The sequence below is a fragment of the Staphylococcus caseorum genome, assembly GCF_049943195.1.
Lineage (GTDB): Bacteria > Bacillota > Bacilli > Staphylococcales > Staphylococcaceae > Staphylococcus > Staphylococcus equorum_A.
Genome location: NZ_JBNFUA010000001.1, coordinates 198,712 through 215,806, shown reverse-complemented (window position 1 = coordinate 215,806; position 17,095 = coordinate 198,712). Strand labels below are relative to the sequence as shown.

At 34.3% G+C, this 17,095-nt stretch carries 25 protein-coding genes and 1 pseudogene; 6 read left to right on the top strand and 20 right to left on the bottom strand.

Annotation, left to right across the window (positions count from 1 at the left end; all coding sequences use genetic code 11):
• Positions 1–13: 13 nt before the first annotated feature.
• The 17 genes from rplF to rpsJ form a co-directional block, all read right to left on the bottom strand.
• Positions 14–550 (bottom strand): 50S ribosomal protein L6, encoded by a 537-nt coding sequence (rplF, locus tag ACP3TL_RS01095; RefSeq protein ID WP_046465815.1) that lies wholly within the window; start codon positions 548–550, stop codon positions 14–16.
• Positions 551–577: 27 nt separating this feature from the next.
• Positions 578–976, bottom strand: a complete 399-nt coding sequence (gene rpsH, locus ACP3TL_RS01090) for a 30S ribosomal protein S8 (protein ID WP_002506975.1) — start codon at positions 974–976, stop codon at positions 578–580.
• A gap of 30 nt (positions 977–1,006) precedes the next feature.
• Positions 1,007–1,192: a type Z 30S ribosomal protein S14 gene (locus tag ACP3TL_RS01085; RefSeq protein WP_002482625.1), complete on the bottom strand. Its 186-nt coding sequence runs from the start codon at positions 1,190–1,192 to the stop codon at positions 1,007–1,009.
• Positions 1,193–1,213: 21 nt separating this feature from the next.
• Positions 1,214–1,753, bottom strand: a complete 540-nt coding sequence (rplE, locus tag ACP3TL_RS01080) for a 50S ribosomal protein L5 (protein WP_046465816.1) — start codon at positions 1,751–1,753, stop codon at positions 1,214–1,216.
• A 25-nt stretch (positions 1,754–1,778) separates the two neighbouring features.
• Complete coding sequence (rplX, locus tag ACP3TL_RS01075) at positions 1,779–2,096, bottom strand: 50S ribosomal protein L24 (protein WP_002506973.1); 318 nt, start codon at positions 2,094–2,096, stop codon at positions 1,779–1,781.
• 41 nt (positions 2,097–2,137) lie between these two features.
• The gene (gene rplN, locus ACP3TL_RS01070) at positions 2,138–2,506 is read right to left on the bottom strand and encodes a 50S ribosomal protein L14 (protein WP_002506972.1); all 369 of its coding nucleotides are present in this window, start codon (positions 2,504–2,506) and stop codon (positions 2,138–2,140) included.
• A 30-nt stretch (positions 2,507–2,536) separates the two neighbouring features.
• A complete protein-coding gene (gene rpsQ / locus ACP3TL_RS01065; protein WP_002506971.1) occupies positions 2,537–2,800 on the bottom strand; it encodes a 30S ribosomal protein S17 in 264 nt (87 codons plus the stop codon).
• A 26-nt stretch (positions 2,801–2,826) separates the two neighbouring features.
• On the bottom strand, positions 2,827–3,036 hold the full coding sequence (rpmC, locus tag ACP3TL_RS01060) for a 50S ribosomal protein L29 (protein ID WP_002506970.1): 210 nt from the start codon (positions 3,034–3,036) through the stop codon (positions 2,827–2,829).
• On the bottom strand, positions 3,026–3,460 hold the full coding sequence (gene rplP / locus ACP3TL_RS01055) for a 50S ribosomal protein L16 (RefSeq protein WP_021338400.1): 435 nt from the start codon (positions 3,458–3,460) through the stop codon (positions 3,026–3,028). The genes rpmC and rplP overlap by 11 nt, the downstream gene beginning before the upstream one ends.
• Before the next feature lie 2 nt (positions 3,461–3,462).
• Entirely contained in the window at positions 3,463–4,119 is a 657-nt protein-coding gene (rpsC, locus tag ACP3TL_RS01050) for a 30S ribosomal protein S3 (RefSeq protein WP_046465817.1), read from the bottom strand.
• Positions 4,120–4,142: 23 nt separating this feature from the next.
• Positions 4,143–4,496: a 50S ribosomal protein L22 gene (gene rplV, locus ACP3TL_RS01045; RefSeq protein ID WP_285326318.1), complete on the bottom strand. Its 354-nt coding sequence runs from the start codon at positions 4,494–4,496 to the stop codon at positions 4,143–4,145.
• Positions 4,497–4,524: 28 nt separating this feature from the next.
• Positions 4,525–4,803 carry a 30S ribosomal protein S19 gene (rpsS, locus tag ACP3TL_RS01040; RefSeq protein WP_002482616.1) on the bottom strand — a complete coding sequence of 93 codons (279 nt, stop codon included), beginning with the start codon at positions 4,801–4,803 and terminating at the stop codon, positions 4,525–4,527.
• A gap of 64 nt (positions 4,804–4,867) precedes the next feature.
• On the bottom strand, positions 4,868–5,704 hold the full coding sequence (gene rplB, locus ACP3TL_RS01035; protein WP_046465818.1) for a 50S ribosomal protein L2: 837 nt from the start codon (positions 5,702–5,704) through the stop codon (positions 4,868–4,870).
• A gap of 28 nt (positions 5,705–5,732) precedes the next feature.
• Positions 5,733–6,008 carry a 50S ribosomal protein L23 gene (rplW, locus tag ACP3TL_RS01030; protein ID WP_002506966.1) on the bottom strand — a complete coding sequence of 92 codons (276 nt, stop codon included), beginning with the start codon at positions 6,006–6,008 and terminating at the stop codon, positions 5,733–5,735.
• A complete protein-coding gene (rplD, locus tag ACP3TL_RS01025) occupies positions 6,008–6,631 on the bottom strand; it encodes a 50S ribosomal protein L4 (RefSeq protein WP_002506965.1) in 624 nt (207 codons plus the stop codon). Before rplD ends, rplW begins: the two co-directional genes overlap by 1 nt.
• A 26-nt stretch (positions 6,632–6,657) precedes the next feature.
• Positions 6,658–7,317: a 50S ribosomal protein L3 gene (gene rplC, locus ACP3TL_RS01020; RefSeq protein ID WP_021338403.1), complete on the bottom strand. Its 660-nt coding sequence runs from the start codon at positions 7,315–7,317 to the stop codon at positions 6,658–6,660.
• A 27-nt stretch (positions 7,318–7,344) separates the two neighbouring features.
• Complete coding sequence (rpsJ, locus tag ACP3TL_RS01015; protein ID WP_002482611.1) at positions 7,345–7,653, bottom strand: 30S ribosomal protein S10; 309 nt, start codon at positions 7,651–7,653, stop codon at positions 7,345–7,347.
• A gap of 359 nt (positions 7,654–8,012) precedes the next feature.
• On the opposite strand from rpsJ, the gene ACP3TL_RS01010 reads away from it, so the two are divergent.
• The gene (locus ACP3TL_RS01010; protein WP_046465819.1) at positions 8,013–8,399 is read left to right on the top strand and encodes a hypothetical protein; all 387 of its coding nucleotides are present in this window, start codon (positions 8,013–8,015) and stop codon (positions 8,397–8,399) included.
• 315 nt (positions 8,400–8,714) lie between these two features.
• Here ACP3TL_RS01010 and ACP3TL_RS01005 read toward each other — a convergent pair whose 3' ends face one another.
• Both ACP3TL_RS01005 and ACP3TL_RS01000 read right to left on the bottom strand, forming a co-directional pair.
• A complete protein-coding gene (locus tag ACP3TL_RS01005; protein ID WP_046465820.1) occupies positions 8,715–10,049 on the bottom strand; it encodes an NCS2 family permease in 1,335 nt (444 codons plus the stop codon).
• A gap of 110 nt (positions 10,050–10,159) precedes the next feature.
• A complete protein-coding gene (locus ACP3TL_RS01000; RefSeq protein WP_046465821.1) occupies positions 10,160–12,298 on the bottom strand; it encodes a DNA topoisomerase III in 2,139 nt (712 codons plus the stop codon).
• Positions 12,299–12,419: 121 nt separating this feature from the next.
• Here ACP3TL_RS01000 and ACP3TL_RS00995 point away from each other — a divergent pair.
• The 3 genes and pseudogenes from ACP3TL_RS00995 to ACP3TL_RS00985 all read left to right on the top strand — a co-directional run bounded on the left by ACP3TL_RS00995 (position 12,420) and on the right by ACP3TL_RS00985 (position 15,354).
• Positions 12,420–13,289 (top strand): annotated as a pseudogene (locus tag ACP3TL_RS00995) (GNAT family N-acetyltransferase).
• Positions 13,290–13,536: 247 nt separating this feature from the next.
• On the top strand, positions 13,537–14,394 hold the full coding sequence (locus ACP3TL_RS00990) for a RhaT/GlcU family sugar-proton symporter (RefSeq protein ID WP_046465823.1): 858 nt from the start codon (positions 13,537–13,539) through the stop codon (positions 14,392–14,394).
• 168 nt (positions 14,395–14,562) lie between these two features.
• The gene (locus ACP3TL_RS00985) at positions 14,563–15,354 is read left to right on the top strand and encodes a glucose 1-dehydrogenase (protein ID WP_046465824.1); all 792 of its coding nucleotides are present in this window, start codon (positions 14,563–14,565) and stop codon (positions 15,352–15,354) included.
• Between the two features lie 76 nt (positions 15,355–15,430).
• Here the strand turns inward: ACP3TL_RS00985 and ACP3TL_RS00980 are convergent, their stop codons facing one another.
• On the bottom strand, positions 15,431–16,339 hold the full coding sequence (locus ACP3TL_RS00980) for an AEC family transporter (protein ID WP_046465825.1): 909 nt from the start codon (positions 16,337–16,339) through the stop codon (positions 15,431–15,433).
• A 149-nt stretch (positions 16,340–16,488) separates the two neighbouring features.
• Here ACP3TL_RS00980 and ACP3TL_RS00975 point away from each other — a divergent pair, with 149 nt between their 5' ends.
• Together ACP3TL_RS00975 and mspA are read left to right on the top strand one after the other, a co-directional pair.
• Positions 16,489–16,665, top strand: coding sequence for an SE1832 family protein (locus ACP3TL_RS00975; protein ID WP_002511448.1), 177 nt, complete (start codon positions 16,489–16,491; stop codon positions 16,663–16,665).
• A 64-nt stretch (positions 16,666–16,729) separates the two neighbouring features.
• Positions 16,730–17,047: a membrane stabilizing protein MspA gene (gene mspA, locus ACP3TL_RS00970; protein WP_046465826.1), complete on the top strand. Its 318-nt coding sequence runs from the start codon at positions 16,730–16,732 to the stop codon at positions 17,045–17,047.
• Positions 17,048–17,095 lie beyond the last annotated feature (48 nt).

The window sequence follows — 17,095 nt, the reverse complement described above, 5'->3', positions numbered from 1 at the left end:
TGAAAGTTATTTATTATTTACCAGTTTTACCTTCTTTACGGCGAACGAATTCTCCTTGATAGCGAATTCCTTTACCTTTATACGGTTCTGGTGGTCTTGTTGCACGAATGTTTGAAGCGATAGCGCCAACTGCTTCTTTAGAAATACCAGTTACTGTAACTTTAGTATTTTTTTCAACAGCGAAACTAACACCATTATCAGCTTTAATTTCAACTGGGTGTGAATAGCCAACATTAAGGATTAAGTTTTCACCTTGCATTTGAGCACGGTAACCTACACCTACTAGTTCTAATGTTTTTTGGTATCCTTCTTTAACACCGATGATCATATTATTAATTAAAGTACGAGTTGTACCATGTACTGTTTTATCATCTTTAGAATCAGATGGTCTCACAACTTCTAAAGTACTTTCATCTTGTTTATATGTCATTCTTTCATCCATAGTTTTAAACAATTCACCTTTAGGACCTTTAACAGTTACTGTATTGCCTTCAATAGTTACTGTTACGTCACTAGGGATGTCAATAATTTTTTTACCAACACGACTCATGTTATCGCACCTCCTTGTTATTTATTATTACCAAACGTAACCTAGGATTTCTCCGCCGATATTACGTTTTCTTGCTTCTTTATCAGTGATAACACCTTCTGAAGTAGAAACTAATGCAATGCCAAGACCGTTAAGTACTTTAGGTACTTCGTTAGCTTTAGCATAAACACGTAAACCTGGTTTAGAAATACGTTTTAATCCAGTGATAACACGTTCATTGTTTTGACCATATTTAAGGAATAAACGGATAACCCCTTGTTTATCGTCTTCAACAAATTCTACGTTTTTAATGAAACCTTCACTTTTTAAAATTTCAGCAATTTCTTTTTTAATGTTTGAAGCAGGTAATTCTAATTTATCGTGACGCACCATGTTGGCGTTTCTTACACGAGTTAGCATATCTGCAATTGGATCGTTGATTGTCATTGATTGTTGCCTCCTTTCAGACTTTTTATATTACCAGCTAGCTTTACGAACGCCAGGGATTTGGCCTTTATAAGCTAATTCACGGAAACAAATACGGCATAATTTGAATTTACGATATACGGAATGTGGACGACCACAGCGTTCACAACGAGTATATTCACGTACTTGGAACTTTTGTTTTTTTTGTTGCTTAGCAACCATTGAAGTTTTAGCCACTTAATTAGCCTCCTTTAGAGATTATTTTTGAAATGGCATACCGAATTGTGTTAACAATTCACGAGCTTCCTCGTCAGTGTTAGCAGTTGTTACGATAACGATATCCATTCCTCGTATTTTACTTACTCGGTCATAGTCGATTTCAGGGAAAATTAATTGTTCCTTAACACCTAAAGTGTAGTTACCTCTGCCATCAAATGCAGATTTAGACACACCACGGAAGTCACGTACACGAGGTAGTGATACAGAAATTAATTTATCTAAAAAGTCATACATTCTTTCGCCACGTAAAGTTGTTTTAGCACCAATTGGCATACCTTCACGTAAACGGAATGTTGCAACAGATTTTTTAGCTTTTGTGATTAATGGTTTTTGACCAGTGATAGCTTGTAATTCCTCTACAGCATCATCTAATACTTTAGTATTTTGTACAGCGTCACCGACACCCATATTTACTACGATTTTATCAATTTGCGGCACTTCCATTACTGAACTATAGTTGAAATGTTTCACTAAGTTTTGAGTAACTTCAGAGTTGAATTTTTCTTTTAAACGGTTCACAGTGGATCCTCCTTTCAATTAGTTATTAATTATTAGTTTTGATTTCTTCGCCTGATTTTTTAGCGATACGAACTTTTTTGCCATCTTCGAATTTATAACCTACGCGTGTTGGTTCATTCGTTTTAGGATCTAATAATTGTACGTTAGAAACATGGATTGCTGCCTCTGTTTCTAAGATTCCACCTTCAGGATTAAATTGAGTTGGTTTTTGGTGCTTTTTGATTGTATTGACACCTTCCACAACGACACGGTCTTTTTTAGGTTCAGTTGCAACAACTTTACCTTCTTTACCTTTGTCTTTACCTGCGATAACTTTTACGTTGTCACCTTTTTTGATATGCATGTGTGGCACCTCCTTAAATTTATATATTTATAAATGTATTATTAAAGTACTTCTGGAGCTAATGATACAATTTTCATGAAGTTGCCTTCACGTAATTCACGTGCAACAGGTCCAAAGATACGAGTACCGCGTGGGCCTTTATCGTCGCGAATAATGACACATGCATTTTCATCAAATTTGATGTATGAACCATCGTTACGACGTACGCCTGATTTAGTACGTACGATAACAGCTTTAACTACTTCACCTTTTTTGACAACGCCACCTGGTGTAGCATTTTTAACACTTACTACGATAACGTCACCAATATTCGCTGTTTTACGACCAGATCCACCTAATACTTTAATTGTAAGAACTTCACGTGCACCAGAGTTATCTGCTACTTTTAATCGTGTTTCTTGTTGGATCATGAGTTAAACCTCCTTTATCTTCACTATTTATTAAATAATAACTGATTCTTCAACAATTTCTACCAAACGGAAACGTTTAGTTGCTGATAAAGGACGTGTTTCTTGTATTTTTACTGTGTCCCCTAATTTAGCTGAGTTGTTTTCATCATGAGTTTTGTATTTTTTAGAGTATTTTACTCGTTTACCATATAATTTGTGCATTTTGTATGTTTCAACAAGTACAGTTACAGTTTTATCCATTTTATCGGAAACGACTCTACCTACATAAACTTTACGATCATTTCTTTCGCTCACTATAGTAACCTCCTCTTTAAATTAAATTATTGATTAGCTTTACCTTGTTCAATTTCTCTTTCACGAACAACAGTTTTTAGACGTGCAATCGTTTTTCTTACCGTGCGAATACGTGCAGTTTCTTCTAATTGACCTGTTGCTAACTGAAAGCGTAGGTTAAAAAGCTCTTCTTTTGAAGATTTAATTTGTTCTTCGATTTCTGAAGTGGTTAAGTCTCTAATTTCCTTAGCTTTCATTTGTTTCACCACCCAATTCTTCACGTTTTACAAACTTAGTTTTCACTGGAAGTTTGTGACTAGCTAAACGTAATGCTTCGCGCGCAACTTCTTCGTCAACGCCTGCGATTTCAAATAAAATTCTACCTGGTTTTGCTACTGCAATCCAGCCTTCAACCGCACCTTTACCAGCACCCATACGTACTTCTAAAGGTTTTTTAGTGTAAGGTGTATGTGGGAAGATTTTAATCCAAACTTTCCCGCCACGCTTCATGAAACGTGTCATTGCAATACGAGCTGATTCGATTTGACGAGATGTGATCCAAGAAGTTGTAGTTGCTTGTAAACCATACTCACCAAATGTTACATAGTTACCGCCTTTAGAACGACCAGTTGTTTTAGGACGATGTTGGCGACGATATTTTACACGTTTTGGTAGTAACATTATTATTTTCCTCCTTCACTAGTGTTCTTAGTAGTAGGAAGAACTTCTCCACGATAAATCCATACTTTGACACCTAATTTACCGTAAGTAGTGTCAGCTTCTGCATGTGCATAACTAATGTCGGCACGTAGTGTATGAAGTGGAACAGTTCCTTCTGAATATTGCTCAATACGAGCGATGTCAGCTCCGCCTAAACGACCTGAAACTTGTGTTTTGATACCTTTAGCGCCATTTTTCATAGCTCTAGTAATAGCTTGTTTTTGTACACGACGGAACGATGCACGGTTTTCTAATTGTACTGCAATATTTTCAGCAACAAGTTTAGCATCTAAATCAATTTTCTTGATTTCAATAACGTTGATGTGTACTTTTTTGCTTGTTAATGAGTTCAATTTATTACGTAATTTTTCAATTTCTGAACCGCCTTTACCGATTACCATACCTGGTTTACCAGTATGAATAGCGATGTTGATACGGTTAGCAGCACGCTCAATTTCAACTTGAGAAACTGATGCTTCTTTTAATGCGTTATCAATAAACTTACGGATTTTTAAATCTTCGTGTAATAATGATGCGAAGTCTTTTTCTGCATACCATTTAGCTTCCCAATCACGGATGATACCAACACGAAGTCCGATTGGATTAATTTTTTGACCCACAGTGTTCCCTCCTTAAAAGATTATTAAGCTTCTTTAGCTTCTTCTTTACCGTCACTTACGACGATTGTAATGTGGCTTGTACGTTTGTTGATCGCACTTGCACGGCCTTGTGCACGTGGACGGAAACGTTTTAATGTTGGTCCTTCATTAGCATAAGCTTCTTTAACTATTAATTCATCAGTGTTCATGTCATAGTTATGTTCAGCATTTGCTAAAGCGGACATTAATAATTTTTCAACTACTGGTGATGAAGCTTTGTTTTTTAATTTTAAAATCGCTATAGCTTCATCGGCGCTCTTGCCTCTAATTAGATCTAATACTAATCTAACTTTACGAGGTGCGATTCTTATTGTTTTAGCAACCGCTTTTGCTTCCATTCGAATTTCCTCCTCTACTTGTTAGAAGTTATCTTCTAGTTTTTTTGTCATCTGCTGCATGACCTTTAAAAGTACGTGTTGGTGCGAATTCTCCTAATTTATGACCAACCATATCTTCAGTTACGAATACAGGTACGTGTTTACGTCCATCATATACTGCGAATGTATGTCCGATAAAATCAGGGAAAATAGTTGAACGACGTGACCAAGTTTTGATTACTTGTTTTTTCTCGCTTCCGCTTTGAGCCTCAACTTTTTTCTTTAGATGATCGTCAGCAAAAGGTCCTTTTTTAATACTACGAGCCATAGTGGCGCCTCCCTTCTTATTGTGAGCGTGCAGCAATCATGCCGCACACGCAAATAAGTCATTTTTATTTTTTCTTCTTACGTCCACGAACGATAAGTTTGTCTGAAGATTTTTTACCACGACGAGTTTTCTTACCAAGCGTAGGTTTACCCCAAGGTGACATTGGAGATGGCATACCGATAGGTGCACGTCCTTCACCACCACCGTGTGGGTGATCGTTAGGGTTCATTACAGAACCACGAACTGTTGGGCGTTTGCCTTTCCATCTAGAACGTCCTGCTTTACCAACGTTAACAAGTTCATGTTGGATGTTACCAACTTGACCAATAGTAGCACGGCAAGTTGAAAGAATCATACGTACTTCACCAGATCTTAATCTGATTAAAACATATTTACCTTCTTTACCAAGTACTTGTGCACTAGCACCAGCTGAACGAGCGATTTGTCCACCTTTACCAGGTTTCAACTCGATGTTGTGTACTACTGTACCTACTGGGATGTTAATTAATGGTAATGCATTACCTAATTTGATATCTGCATTTTCACCGTTTTCCAATACTTGACCTACTTTAAGGTTTTTTGGAGCGATGATATAGCGTTTTTCTCCATCAGCATAAGCTAATAATGCAATGTTTGCTGAACGGTTTGGATCATATTGTATTGAATCAACTTTAGCGTTGATGCCGTCTTTATTACGTTTGAAATCAATAACACGGTATTGACGTTTATGTCCTCCACCGCGATGGCGAACTGTCAATTTACCTTGGTTATTTCGTCCCGCTCTTTTCGGTAGCGGTTGTAATAATGATTTTTCTGGAGTTGTTTCAGTGATTTCTGAGAAATCATAACCAGTCATATTACGACGACCATTAGTAATTGGCTTGTATTTTTTTAGAGCCATTGTCGTTTACCTCCTTATTGGTAATGTTTTAGTTGAATAGATCGATTGATCCTTCTTTTAATTTTACAATTGCTACGCGTCTTTTATTTGTATAGCCTTGGTAACGGCCCATACGTTTTTTCTTTGGTTTGTAGTTGATGATATTTACATTAGCAACTTTTACGTCAAAGATTTCTTCAACAGCGATTTTAACTTGTGTTTTATTAGCACGAGTATCAACGTCGAATGTGTATTTGTCTTCTGCCATAGCGACAGATGATTTTTCAGTGATTACGGGGCGCTTAAGAACGTCTCTTGCTTCCATTATCCTAGCACCTCCTCAACTTTTTTAGCAGCTGATTCTGTAATTACTACACTGTCAGCGCTTGTGATATCTAGAACATTTAAACCTTGAGCTGTAGTAACTTGTACACCAGGAATGTTACGAGCAGATAATGCTACGTTTACATCTTCTGATTCAGTAACTACTAATACTTTTTTAGGTTGTTCTAAATTTGAAAGTACAGTTTTGAACTCTTTAGTTTTTGGAGCTTCTAAGTTTAATGTATCAACAACAGTTAAACCTTTTTCTTGTACTTTATAAGATAATGCTGAGCGCAATGCTAAACGACGCATTTTCTTAGGCATTTTGTATGAGTAGCTTCTTGGTGTTGGTCCGAATACGATACCACCACCACGCCATTGTGGAGCACGAATTGTACCTTGACGCGCACGTCCTGTACCTTTTTGTCTCCATGGTTTAGCTCCGCCGCCTCGTACTGCTGAACGGTTCTTAACAGCGTGTGTACCTTGGCGTAATGAAGCACGTTGTAAATTAATTGCTTCAAAAAGAACACTGTTGTTTGGTTCGATTGCAAATACTGCATCGTTTAATTCAACTGAACCTGATTTAGTTCCATCTACTTTTAATACATCATAATTTGCCATTATGCATATCCTCCTTTCATTCTATATTATTTATTACCTTTAATTGATGAAGTGATTTCTAAGAAACCTTTTTTAGGTCCAGGTACATTACCTTTAACTAAAATTACATTGTTTTCAGTGTCAACTTGAACTACTTCTAAGTTTTGAACTGTTACTGTGTCTCCACCCATACGTCCAGGCATTTTTTGTCCTTTAAAGACTTTTGAAGCATCTGATGCCATACCTATTGAACCAGGTGATCTATGGAAATGAGAACCATGTGACATTGGACCACGTGCTTGATTATGACGTTTAATGGCACCTTGGAAACCTTTACCTTTAGATACGCCTGTTACATCAATTACGTCTCCAGCTTCAAATGTATTAACTGAGACTTCTTGACCTACTTCGTATTCATCAACATTAACGTTTTTGAATTCACGAATGAAGCGCTTAGGTGCTGTGCCTGCTTTTTTAGCATGGCCTTCAGCTGGTTTGTTAGCATATTTGCTTGTTTTACTACCTTTTTTATAAGCTCGTTTATCTTCGTAGCCTACTTGTATTGCGTTGTAACCATCAATCTCTTCAGATTTCTTTTGTAATACAACGTTTTGGCTTGCTTCTACTACTGTTACTGGGATTAAATCACCGTTTTCTCCGAAAACTTGTGTCATCCCGATTTTTCTTCCTAAGATTCCTTTGGTCATCGAAAGTCCACCTCCTAAATTTTTCTATTATAATTTGATTTCGATGTCTACGCCAGATGGTAAGTTTAAGCCCATAAGAGCATCAACTGTTTTTGGTGTAGGGTTAACAATATCGATCAAACGTTTATGTGTACGTTGTTCGAACTGTTCACGTGAATCTTTGTACTTATGCACGGCACGAATTACAGTATAAACTGATCTTTCAGTCGGTAACGGAATTGGTCCAGATACATCTGCACCAGAACGTTTTGCTGTTTCAACAATTTTTTCTGCTGATTGATCGATTACGCGGTGATCATAAGCTTTTAATCTGATTCTGATTTTTTGTTTTGCCATAATTTTCCCTCCTTATTCGTCTACATTTAAGTGATAGACTTCTCCACGAAAACTATCTCACACAGCGCCATGGCAAAGCGGCCGGGTGTGTCAGTAACCTTTCGCTTCATCGCGTGTTCTTAAAGTCCAACATTAGATATGTTACATGAAAAGCAGTGATTAATCAAGCTTTTCTGCAAAAGTTTTTATACTTTTTGTCTAACACATACTTTGTTATTGTACTTGAATACGCTAATCACTTCAACCTTTTTTGAAATCTTTTTAAAAATCTTTTTGAATCTCTAGAATTCATTATTACTTATTGTTATTGAAATCCATTGGTTTGTTTTATAATAGTAGATATTAGGTGGTGATATGATATGAAAAGCGGTATTCGTACTACGCTTATAATTTTGAGCTTTATACTCCTTATAGGAGAGTTTGTTTATGGTATTCCATTTCTTGGTGGTAGCATTATTCTTAGTTTTGGTTGGCAACCATTGCTCATTAACGCCCTATTATACCTTGTAACTATGATAATACTTATAGTAGATAAACAAAACTCAATTAAACCAATGATGGTTATTCCATTATTAGGTGTTATCGGTTCATTCATTGCATTTTTACCTTTCATCGGTATGGTTGTGCATTGGATTTTATTCTTTTTAATGCTTTTCTTTATATTCGTACTCTTTTCAACTCCTCTCTATGTAGCTAACAAAAATGCAAAAGTAGTATATACAGAATATAGAGAAACTCGAAAGTAATTAGTCTTTCTTTTTAAATTTGTTTTATAAGTTCTGTTAGTTAGGATTAACTATTTTTCATCGAGCGTATATTATATGAGTCTTTGTTTGGTTAAATCATACCAATTTGGTAAATCGATTCTTTATTAACAGCATAACTTTTATTACCTTTTCTTAAATTGCTATTATAATGAAGAAACTTGTTTTTACTTCTTGTATAATATGTATTTGATGTATAATACCTTATACGATTTCTAAATAGATCCAAGTTAATTATTTTTTAAATATAAAAGCACATTGTTGCGTCGCTTTGACGTTCAACAATGTGCTTTTGATTTATCCGTGAACAAACACGAAATAGAGAATAAATAATACCATTAAACCATACATGATAGGATGTACTTCTTTATGTCTTTTAGAGATTAACATTGTAATTGGATAGAATATAAATCCGCAAGCAATACCTGTCGCAATTGAATATGATAAAGGCATCATGATGATTGTGACAAAAGCTGGTACTGCAACTTCAAATTTCTTCCAATCTATTTCTGCAAAGTTTGAAGCCATTAAGACACCAACTACAACTAATGCAGGTGTGGTAACTGCACTCGTCACTACTTCCATAAGCGGACTAAAGAATATCGCTAATAAGAAACAAAAACCTGTTACTACACTTGCAAATCCTGTCCTTGCTCCGACAGCAACACCTGATGTTGATTCAATATATGTAGTCGTTGTTGTGGTACCAAAAATCGAACCTACGATTGTCGCTAATGAGTCTGAAAAAAGTGCACGTCCAGCTCTTGGAAGTTTGTTATCTTTCATCATACCAGCTTGACTAGCTACTGCTACTAAAGTTCCTGCTGTATCAAAGAAATCTATGAATAAGAATGTTAGGATAACAATTAGAAATTGAACAGTAAATAATTGCGATGGATCTTTAAAGGCTTCAAAAGCTGCACCGAAAGTTGGTTCAATACTTGGCACTTGACCTACAATGCCACTTGGCGTATGTATAAGACCAGTAATCATACCAAGAATAGATGTAAGCATCATACCAATAAATATTGCTCCTGGCACTCTAACTGCATAGAGTATAACAGTGATAATGATACCAAATATAGTTAAGAGTACAGGTCCGTCAGTAATTTGCCCCAATGTAACTAACGTAGAATCATTGGCAACAATAATACCTGAACTTTGTAACCCTACAAAGGTGATAAATAACCCGATTCCTGCAGACACTGCCATTTTCATCTGAAAAGGAATTGCGTTTATGATTATTTCCCGTAGCCCCGTCATTGTGAGGACTGCAAATACTAAACCAGAAAATAGTACTCCAGTTAAACCGACTTCCCAAGGAATGCCCATAGTTAATACAACAGTAAATGCAAAGAATGCATTTAAGCCCATACCAGGTGCTAAAGCAATCGGATATCGTGCAATTAGCCCCATAAATAGTGAGCCAACAAAAGCTGCAAGTGCTGTGGCAACGAAAATAGCACCTTGATCCATTTTCATATCGTCAGACACGCCTTCAACGCCTGCTAAACTAAGTACTTGAGGGTTAACAGCTAAAATGTATGCCATAGATAAGAAAGTCGTTAGCCCACCAAGTATCTCTTTCTTATAGCTTGTTCCATGTTTATCAAACTTGAAATACTTTTTCACAGTTAGTTCTCCTTTTTTTAAAATACCTACATATTTTAATATCAATTTAACTATTTTACAATAGCAAACACGAACTTTGTTAAAATATATATTTCGTTTGTTCGATTATTTTAGAATTTAAGGCCTTTTAGTGCATCTTGGAATGGGTTATTCTCTATACCTTCATCTTTATTCATATATTTTTTCATATCTTTTTTATTTATTTTATCTGACTTTTTATTTTTATGTCGTTTATCCATTTGAGTCTGACTTTCAGTATGACCACAAACACAGCGATAAACAGCGTCCTTCCCTCTTCCGAATAACGTCATTTTTTTATGACAATTAGGACAACGTGCGTTAGTTTTTCTTTGAACATTCTTTTTCGTTTTACACGTAGGATCCTGACAAACTAGCATTTGTCCATTTTTCGTTTTAACTTTAATCATAAATTTACTGCAAGTTGGACATTCAGTTGTAGTTAAATTGTCATGTTTATAGCTTTGTTCACTTTCCTTAATTTCAGATACAACGTCGTTCGTAAATTGCTTCATCTCTGATATAAACTGTTTCACATCATATTTACCTTGTTCAATGAGTGAAAGTTTTTCTTCCCATTCTGCTGTCAATAACGGAGAAGTAAGTTTTTTTGGTGCTAATTCTAAAATTTGTTTTCCTTTAGAAGTTACTTTTATTTTGCCATCACGTGCTTCAATCGCATTCATATTAAATAATTTTTCTATGATATCCGCTCTGGTTGCTACAGTACCAATACCGCCTGTTTCTTTTAATGTATCATTATGTTTTTTATCATCTAATGCAAAGAATTTCTGAGGGCTTTCCATCGCTTTGAGTAAAGTTCCTTCATTAAAATATGCTGGAGGTGTGGTCTCATGTTGCTCTATGTTCACACGAGTGATTTTAAGTGTTGCACCTTTTTGCATTTGAGCAATTTGTTCATTTGCTTTTTCTTGTGTATCATAGACTGCTTTAAAACCTAATTTTGTAGTGATTTTATCTTTAAAAGTAAAGTTATATCCACCCACACTTAATTCTATAGAAACTGCTTCGTATTCATGAGGTGGCATTAGATTTTCTAAGTATCTTTGCGCAATCATCATGTATATTTTGGATTCTCGTTGGCTTAATTGATTCATATCAGGACGTACTTCTGTTGGTATGATAGCGTGATGGTCTGATACCTTACTGTTATTTACAAATCTTTGTTTAGCAGAAAACGATTGTGACATCTGCCCTTTTGCAATGTCTTTTAAAGTTGTAGCCATAATTGCTTGTAAACGATCTTTGAGCGTATCTACCATATCATCAGTTAAATAGTTTGAATCTGTACGAGGATACGTCACAAGTTTATGTCTTTCATACAACGCCTGTAATGTATTTAAAGTCTCTTTAGGCCCTAAGTGATAGCGTTTATAAGCTTCTTGTTGCAAATCAGTTAAACTAAACAATTGCTGTGGATATGATTTTTTATGACTTTTAGTTATTGTTTCAATCGTTGCTACTTGTCCTTCAATTTCCTTCTTGATACCTTCAAAAACAGTTTTATCAGGATGTGATTGAGGTTTAGTACATTGGAAGTTAAGGCCACCTGCATTCAATTTCATTGTGAAATAAGTTTGTGGTTTGAATTGATTAATCTCATTTTGTCTCATTTGTACTAATTGTATTGTTGGTGTTTGCACACGACCAAGTGACAATTGCGCGTCATATTTGGTTGTCAATGCTCTTGTTGCATTGATACCAACGATCCAATCTGCTTCACTGCGTGCTAATGCAGCGTGATATAAATTGTCATATTTACGACCATCTTGCAATTTATTAAAACCATCTTTAATTGCTTTATTTGTTACAGAACTAATCCATAAACGTTTAATTGGTTTTTGATTATGTGCTTTATCTAATATTAATCGCGCTACAAGTTCACCCTCTCTACCAGCATCAGTTGCGATGATGATGTCTTTAACATTATTGTTCTTAATTAAAGATTGCACTGTTGAAAATTGTTTTCTTGTCTTACTTATAACAACAGTTTTCATTTTATTTGGTATAATGGGTAAAACATCAAGTTTCCATTCTTTATAATTATTATCATACTGTTCTGGCGTTGCATTCGTTACCAAATGACCCAACGCCCAAGTAACTATATATTTATTATTTTCAAAATAGCCATTGCGCTTTTCATTAACGTTCAAAGTATTTGCAATGTCTCTACCTACTGAAGGTTTTTCAGCTATAATTAGTGATTTCATAATTTCGCCCTTTCAATTTCAATATAATATTTATTGTAACATGTATATAGCACATCGAAACTTCCATTTATATCAAAATGTTCCTATAATTAACTTAATAGTTTACAGACGGAGGTATTTTATGAAAACTATCAAATTAAACGACTATGACCAGATAGAACAGTTTATAATTAACGCAGATTATCGTTCAGCTTCTTATTTATACAAATTACCACCAGCACATAAAGATATTACAACTAATATAAAGCAACTCATCGAAGACCCAGGCGTCTATGCACAGATGGATGATCAAGATCAAATCATCATGTTAATATCAGCGTTTCAATATGAGCAAAATAAATATAAAGTTCTTGGTCCTTTCGTAAATAAATCAGTTACACCATCAGTTTCAGCATTTTAAAACTTATTTGAAACATTAGCACAGAGCAAATCTGAATCTACGAGTTTCAACTTTTCTTTTGAAGAAACAGAACAAAATTATTTAGATTTTATGAAAACTATACAATCTTCTTATAGCTTTACAGATTATTATTTAGTAGCATCACAAGATATTGGTGAAATTGAGCACGCACAAAACATTACAGAATATCAGCCAGCTTACTATCGTTTATTTAGCAAATTGCATGAACACACATTTAAACATGATGTAATGACTGCTGATGAAATTGTTGAATCACTAGATGAGCATCATCGCCTATTTATGTTTATGTCTGAGGGGCTACTGAAAGGTTATCTCTACCTTCAAATATTTGAAAATAGTCATAAGGCAGAAATTAAATATTTTTCTTCGCACTCTGATTATAGACTTAAAGGCATAGCATTTGATTTACTATCACACGCCATACACATCGCGTTTACTAATCACGATATAGAAAAAGTTTTTTTCAAAATACGTAGTAAAAACACGACACTCGTTGAACGTTTTAACGAGCTAGGCTTTAATATCAATTATGAATATAAAAAATTTAAATACGTCGCTGCTCATATTTAATTCGCTATACCTTTATAAGCTTAAAATTTGGAATCTCTCCAAATTTTAAGCTTATTTTAATTATTCTGTTTTTAATGCCCAATACAGATAATGATTACATTTCACAATGATACAAAATAATTTTGCATATAATCTAATATTTTTTACTATATTAATATTTTGCTTTAAAATATCATACAAGGGCAATCTAAGATAGTTGTTTTGAAAGGAAAGTATTATTTAAATAGAGAGTGAGTGAATATAACATATGGATATATTAATTGCCCTTTTACCCGCGTTATTTTGGGGAAGTGTTGTTTTAATTAATGTGCTTGTTGGTGGTGGCCCTTATAACCAAATCAGAGGTACTACATTTGGTGCATTAATTATTGGTATTATTTTATTATTAACTGGCAATGCTGAATTTGTTGACCCCACTATTATTATTGTCGGTTTAATTTCAGGTGCTTTTTGGGCGCTTGGTCAGGGCTACCAATTGAAATCAATTAGTTTAATTGGTGTGTCTAAAACAATGCCTATCTCTACTGGTTTACAATTAGTAGGTACAACATTATTTAGTGCTGTATTTTTAGGTGAATGGAGTACTGGTACTCAAGTAACATTAGGTCTAATCGCTATGGTATTACTCGTTATTGGTATTGCTATGACGTCTATTAAAGGCAAAAATGAAGCATCAGAAAACACGAAAAACTTTGGTAAAGCAATGCCTATATTACTAATTTCTACTGTTGGTTACGTCGTGTATGTAGTTATAGCTCAAATCTTCGGTGTAGATGGAATGAATGCCCTTTTCTTCCAATCTATAGGTATGGCGATTGGTGGCTTAATACTATCAGCTAAACACGAAACATCAATAAAAAGTACTGCATGGAATTTAATTCCAGGTGTAATTTGGGGGATAGGTAATTTATTTATGTTCTATTCACAACCCAAAGTCGGTGTAGCAACGAGTTTTTCATTATCCCAATTATTAGTCATCGTATCTACACTTGGCGGTATTTTCCTATTAGGTGAGCGTAAAGACAAACGTCAAATGACTGGCATATGGGCTGGTATTGTTCTCATTGTCATTGCTGCCTTTGTACTCGGAAATATTAAAGGTTAACATTAACAATCAAACATCATTTTACAAATAGATAAACAACATTAAGTTTAAGGCAACGACAATTTTTCATTGCATATTGAATGATTAGTGACTTTCATCTCTAATCATTTAATATTTGTCTTAAACTTTTTGTTTTATACTATTACTATCAAGGAGGCGTCATACATTATGTTTAAGGACTTAGAAGGTAAAGTTGTAGTGATTACAGGTGCTGGTAGCGGTATTGGAAAAGCTATGGCAGAACAGTTTGGTGATGAAAAAGCTAATGTCGTTATAAATTATCGCTCGGAACACCATTTAGAAGTAGTGTCTCAAACTATCCAATTAATTGAAGATGCAGGCGGCAAGGCAATCAAGGTACTAGCTGATATATCAAAAGAAGATGATGTAGAACGTTTAATTCAATCTGCTGTAGATCAATTTGGTACACTCGATATCTTAATTAATAACGCTGGATTTGAAAAACCGATTCCTACACACGAAATGCCTTTAAAAGAATGGCAAAAAGTAATTGACGTCAATTTGACTGGTGCATTTATAGGTTCAAAAACAGCTATAAACCAATTTTTAAAAGAAGATAAAAAAGGTATAATTATCAACACATCTAGTGTTCATGATAAAATTCCATGGCCAAACTATGTAAACTACGCAGCAAGTAAAGGCGGATTAAAATTAATGATGGAAACAATGTCGATGGAATATGCACAATATGGTATTCGTATTAATAATATTTCACCGGGAGCTATCGTTACTGAACACACGAAAGAAAAATTCTCTGATCCAACAACACGTGAAGAAACATTAGAAATGATCCCATCTAAGATCATTGGAGAAGCTAGTCAAGTTGCTAACGTCGCAAGATTTTTAGCTTCTGACTTAGCGGATTATATTCATGGCACAACAATATATGTCGATGGTGGCATGACTAATTATCCTGCATTTATGGGTGGTAAAGGGTAAACTAACATACTAATCTAGTTATCAGTCATTAGAGACAGCAAAAAGCACTCCTGTAAAATAACAGGAGTGCTTTTATTTATACAAATAAAGCTTGGTAAATGTATAATATAATTATACTGATAACAATCGTTAAATTGGTGACCATACCGACCAGTGGTAATGTCTTATATTTAAATTGAATCGCATAAGGTATTATTGCTACACCTACTGGTAATAACCATGCAACTTGTAGTGTTGTTTTTACCATTTGATCATCGACTGGTAAAAAGAAATATACGAGTAACCCAGCGATAATACCTAAACCATAATGTAATAAAATGTACTTCATTGCGATTGGTAAAAATCGTTTATCTATACTAAAATTCAACATTAACCCTATCAAAATCATTGATAATGGCATATTTGCGCCTGATAATACAGAGAAGAAATCAATTACTGGATCCGGAAAATGAATATTGAGCATATTTAAAATAAACATGATGATATATGTCATTAACGGCACTGATTTAAGAAGATTTTTCGCTAGATATTTAAAATCAAAGCTATCACCTGAACTACTAAAATAGCTTCCTACAAAGTAAGTAACTCCAAACATAATAATCGCGCCACCAATATCTACCATACCAAAATAAATCATACCAGTATTGGGCCATATTGCTTCTACCAATGGATATGCAAATAAGCCTATATTTAGTGAAGCCATCATCATACCCGTTGTCCCTCGTATTTGATTATCATATTTCATAAAGAACCATACCATGATTATTTTTGTTATAGCACCATACAAAATCATCATTATAGGTAAGATAGATAGTGATAAATCTAAATCTGCTTCGTTTAAATTAACTATCACGAGTGAAGGTAATGTGACATTTAGAACTAATGTTGCAAAAACTTGGCTGTCGTTTGCCTTAAAGTAATTAATTCTTTTAAGTGCATAACCTAATGCAATAAGTAAAATAATTATGATAAATTGTTGAGTCACAATAAACCTTCTTTCATTACATCGTTTCGTTTTCATTCCATTTTCATACTTTAACATATAACTCGGTTATTTTAGAAGCTTTCAATTTCATGTTATAATTTAAACTAAAACAGTGTGGCCAATGCCACATACAAAAGGAGTGTGTAAAAATGGATTTAAAAGAAAAATTAGCTGAACTAAAATATGATTACGTGAGACTACAAGGTGACCTTGAAAAAAGAGAATCCGTTAATCAACAAGTTGACCCATTATTACGACAACTTGAAGACATAGAAAAAGAAATTGCATCTGTACGTTCAGAAATTAGTCAAAAAGAACGTAAATAACATCCTAGTAAATCAATTTTTTACATGCTAAGATTAAGTGCATACATAGAAAGGATGTAATTCAATGCAACTGTACCTTATCTTTTTACCAATATTATATCTTATAGTAAGCTACATCAGTATATTTAAAATGCCGACAATCATTACACGCATTTTACGTATTATTATGGCCTTGCTCTTATTATTTGTTGTAGCAATTACAACATTATCTTTCCCTGCAATAAACTGGTGGGTATTCATCGTACTATTACTTATCGTTGGCAATGTAGAAATCACAGCTTTCAAAAACGGTAAAAAAGATTCTAAAGGCGTTCAGATCTTAAATATTATTACCGTTATACTATTTGTGGTATACGCTATTTTAGCATTAGTATTATATTAATTATTTAAATATTGAGTATTGAAGTAGTTATCTATTTCAATACTCTTT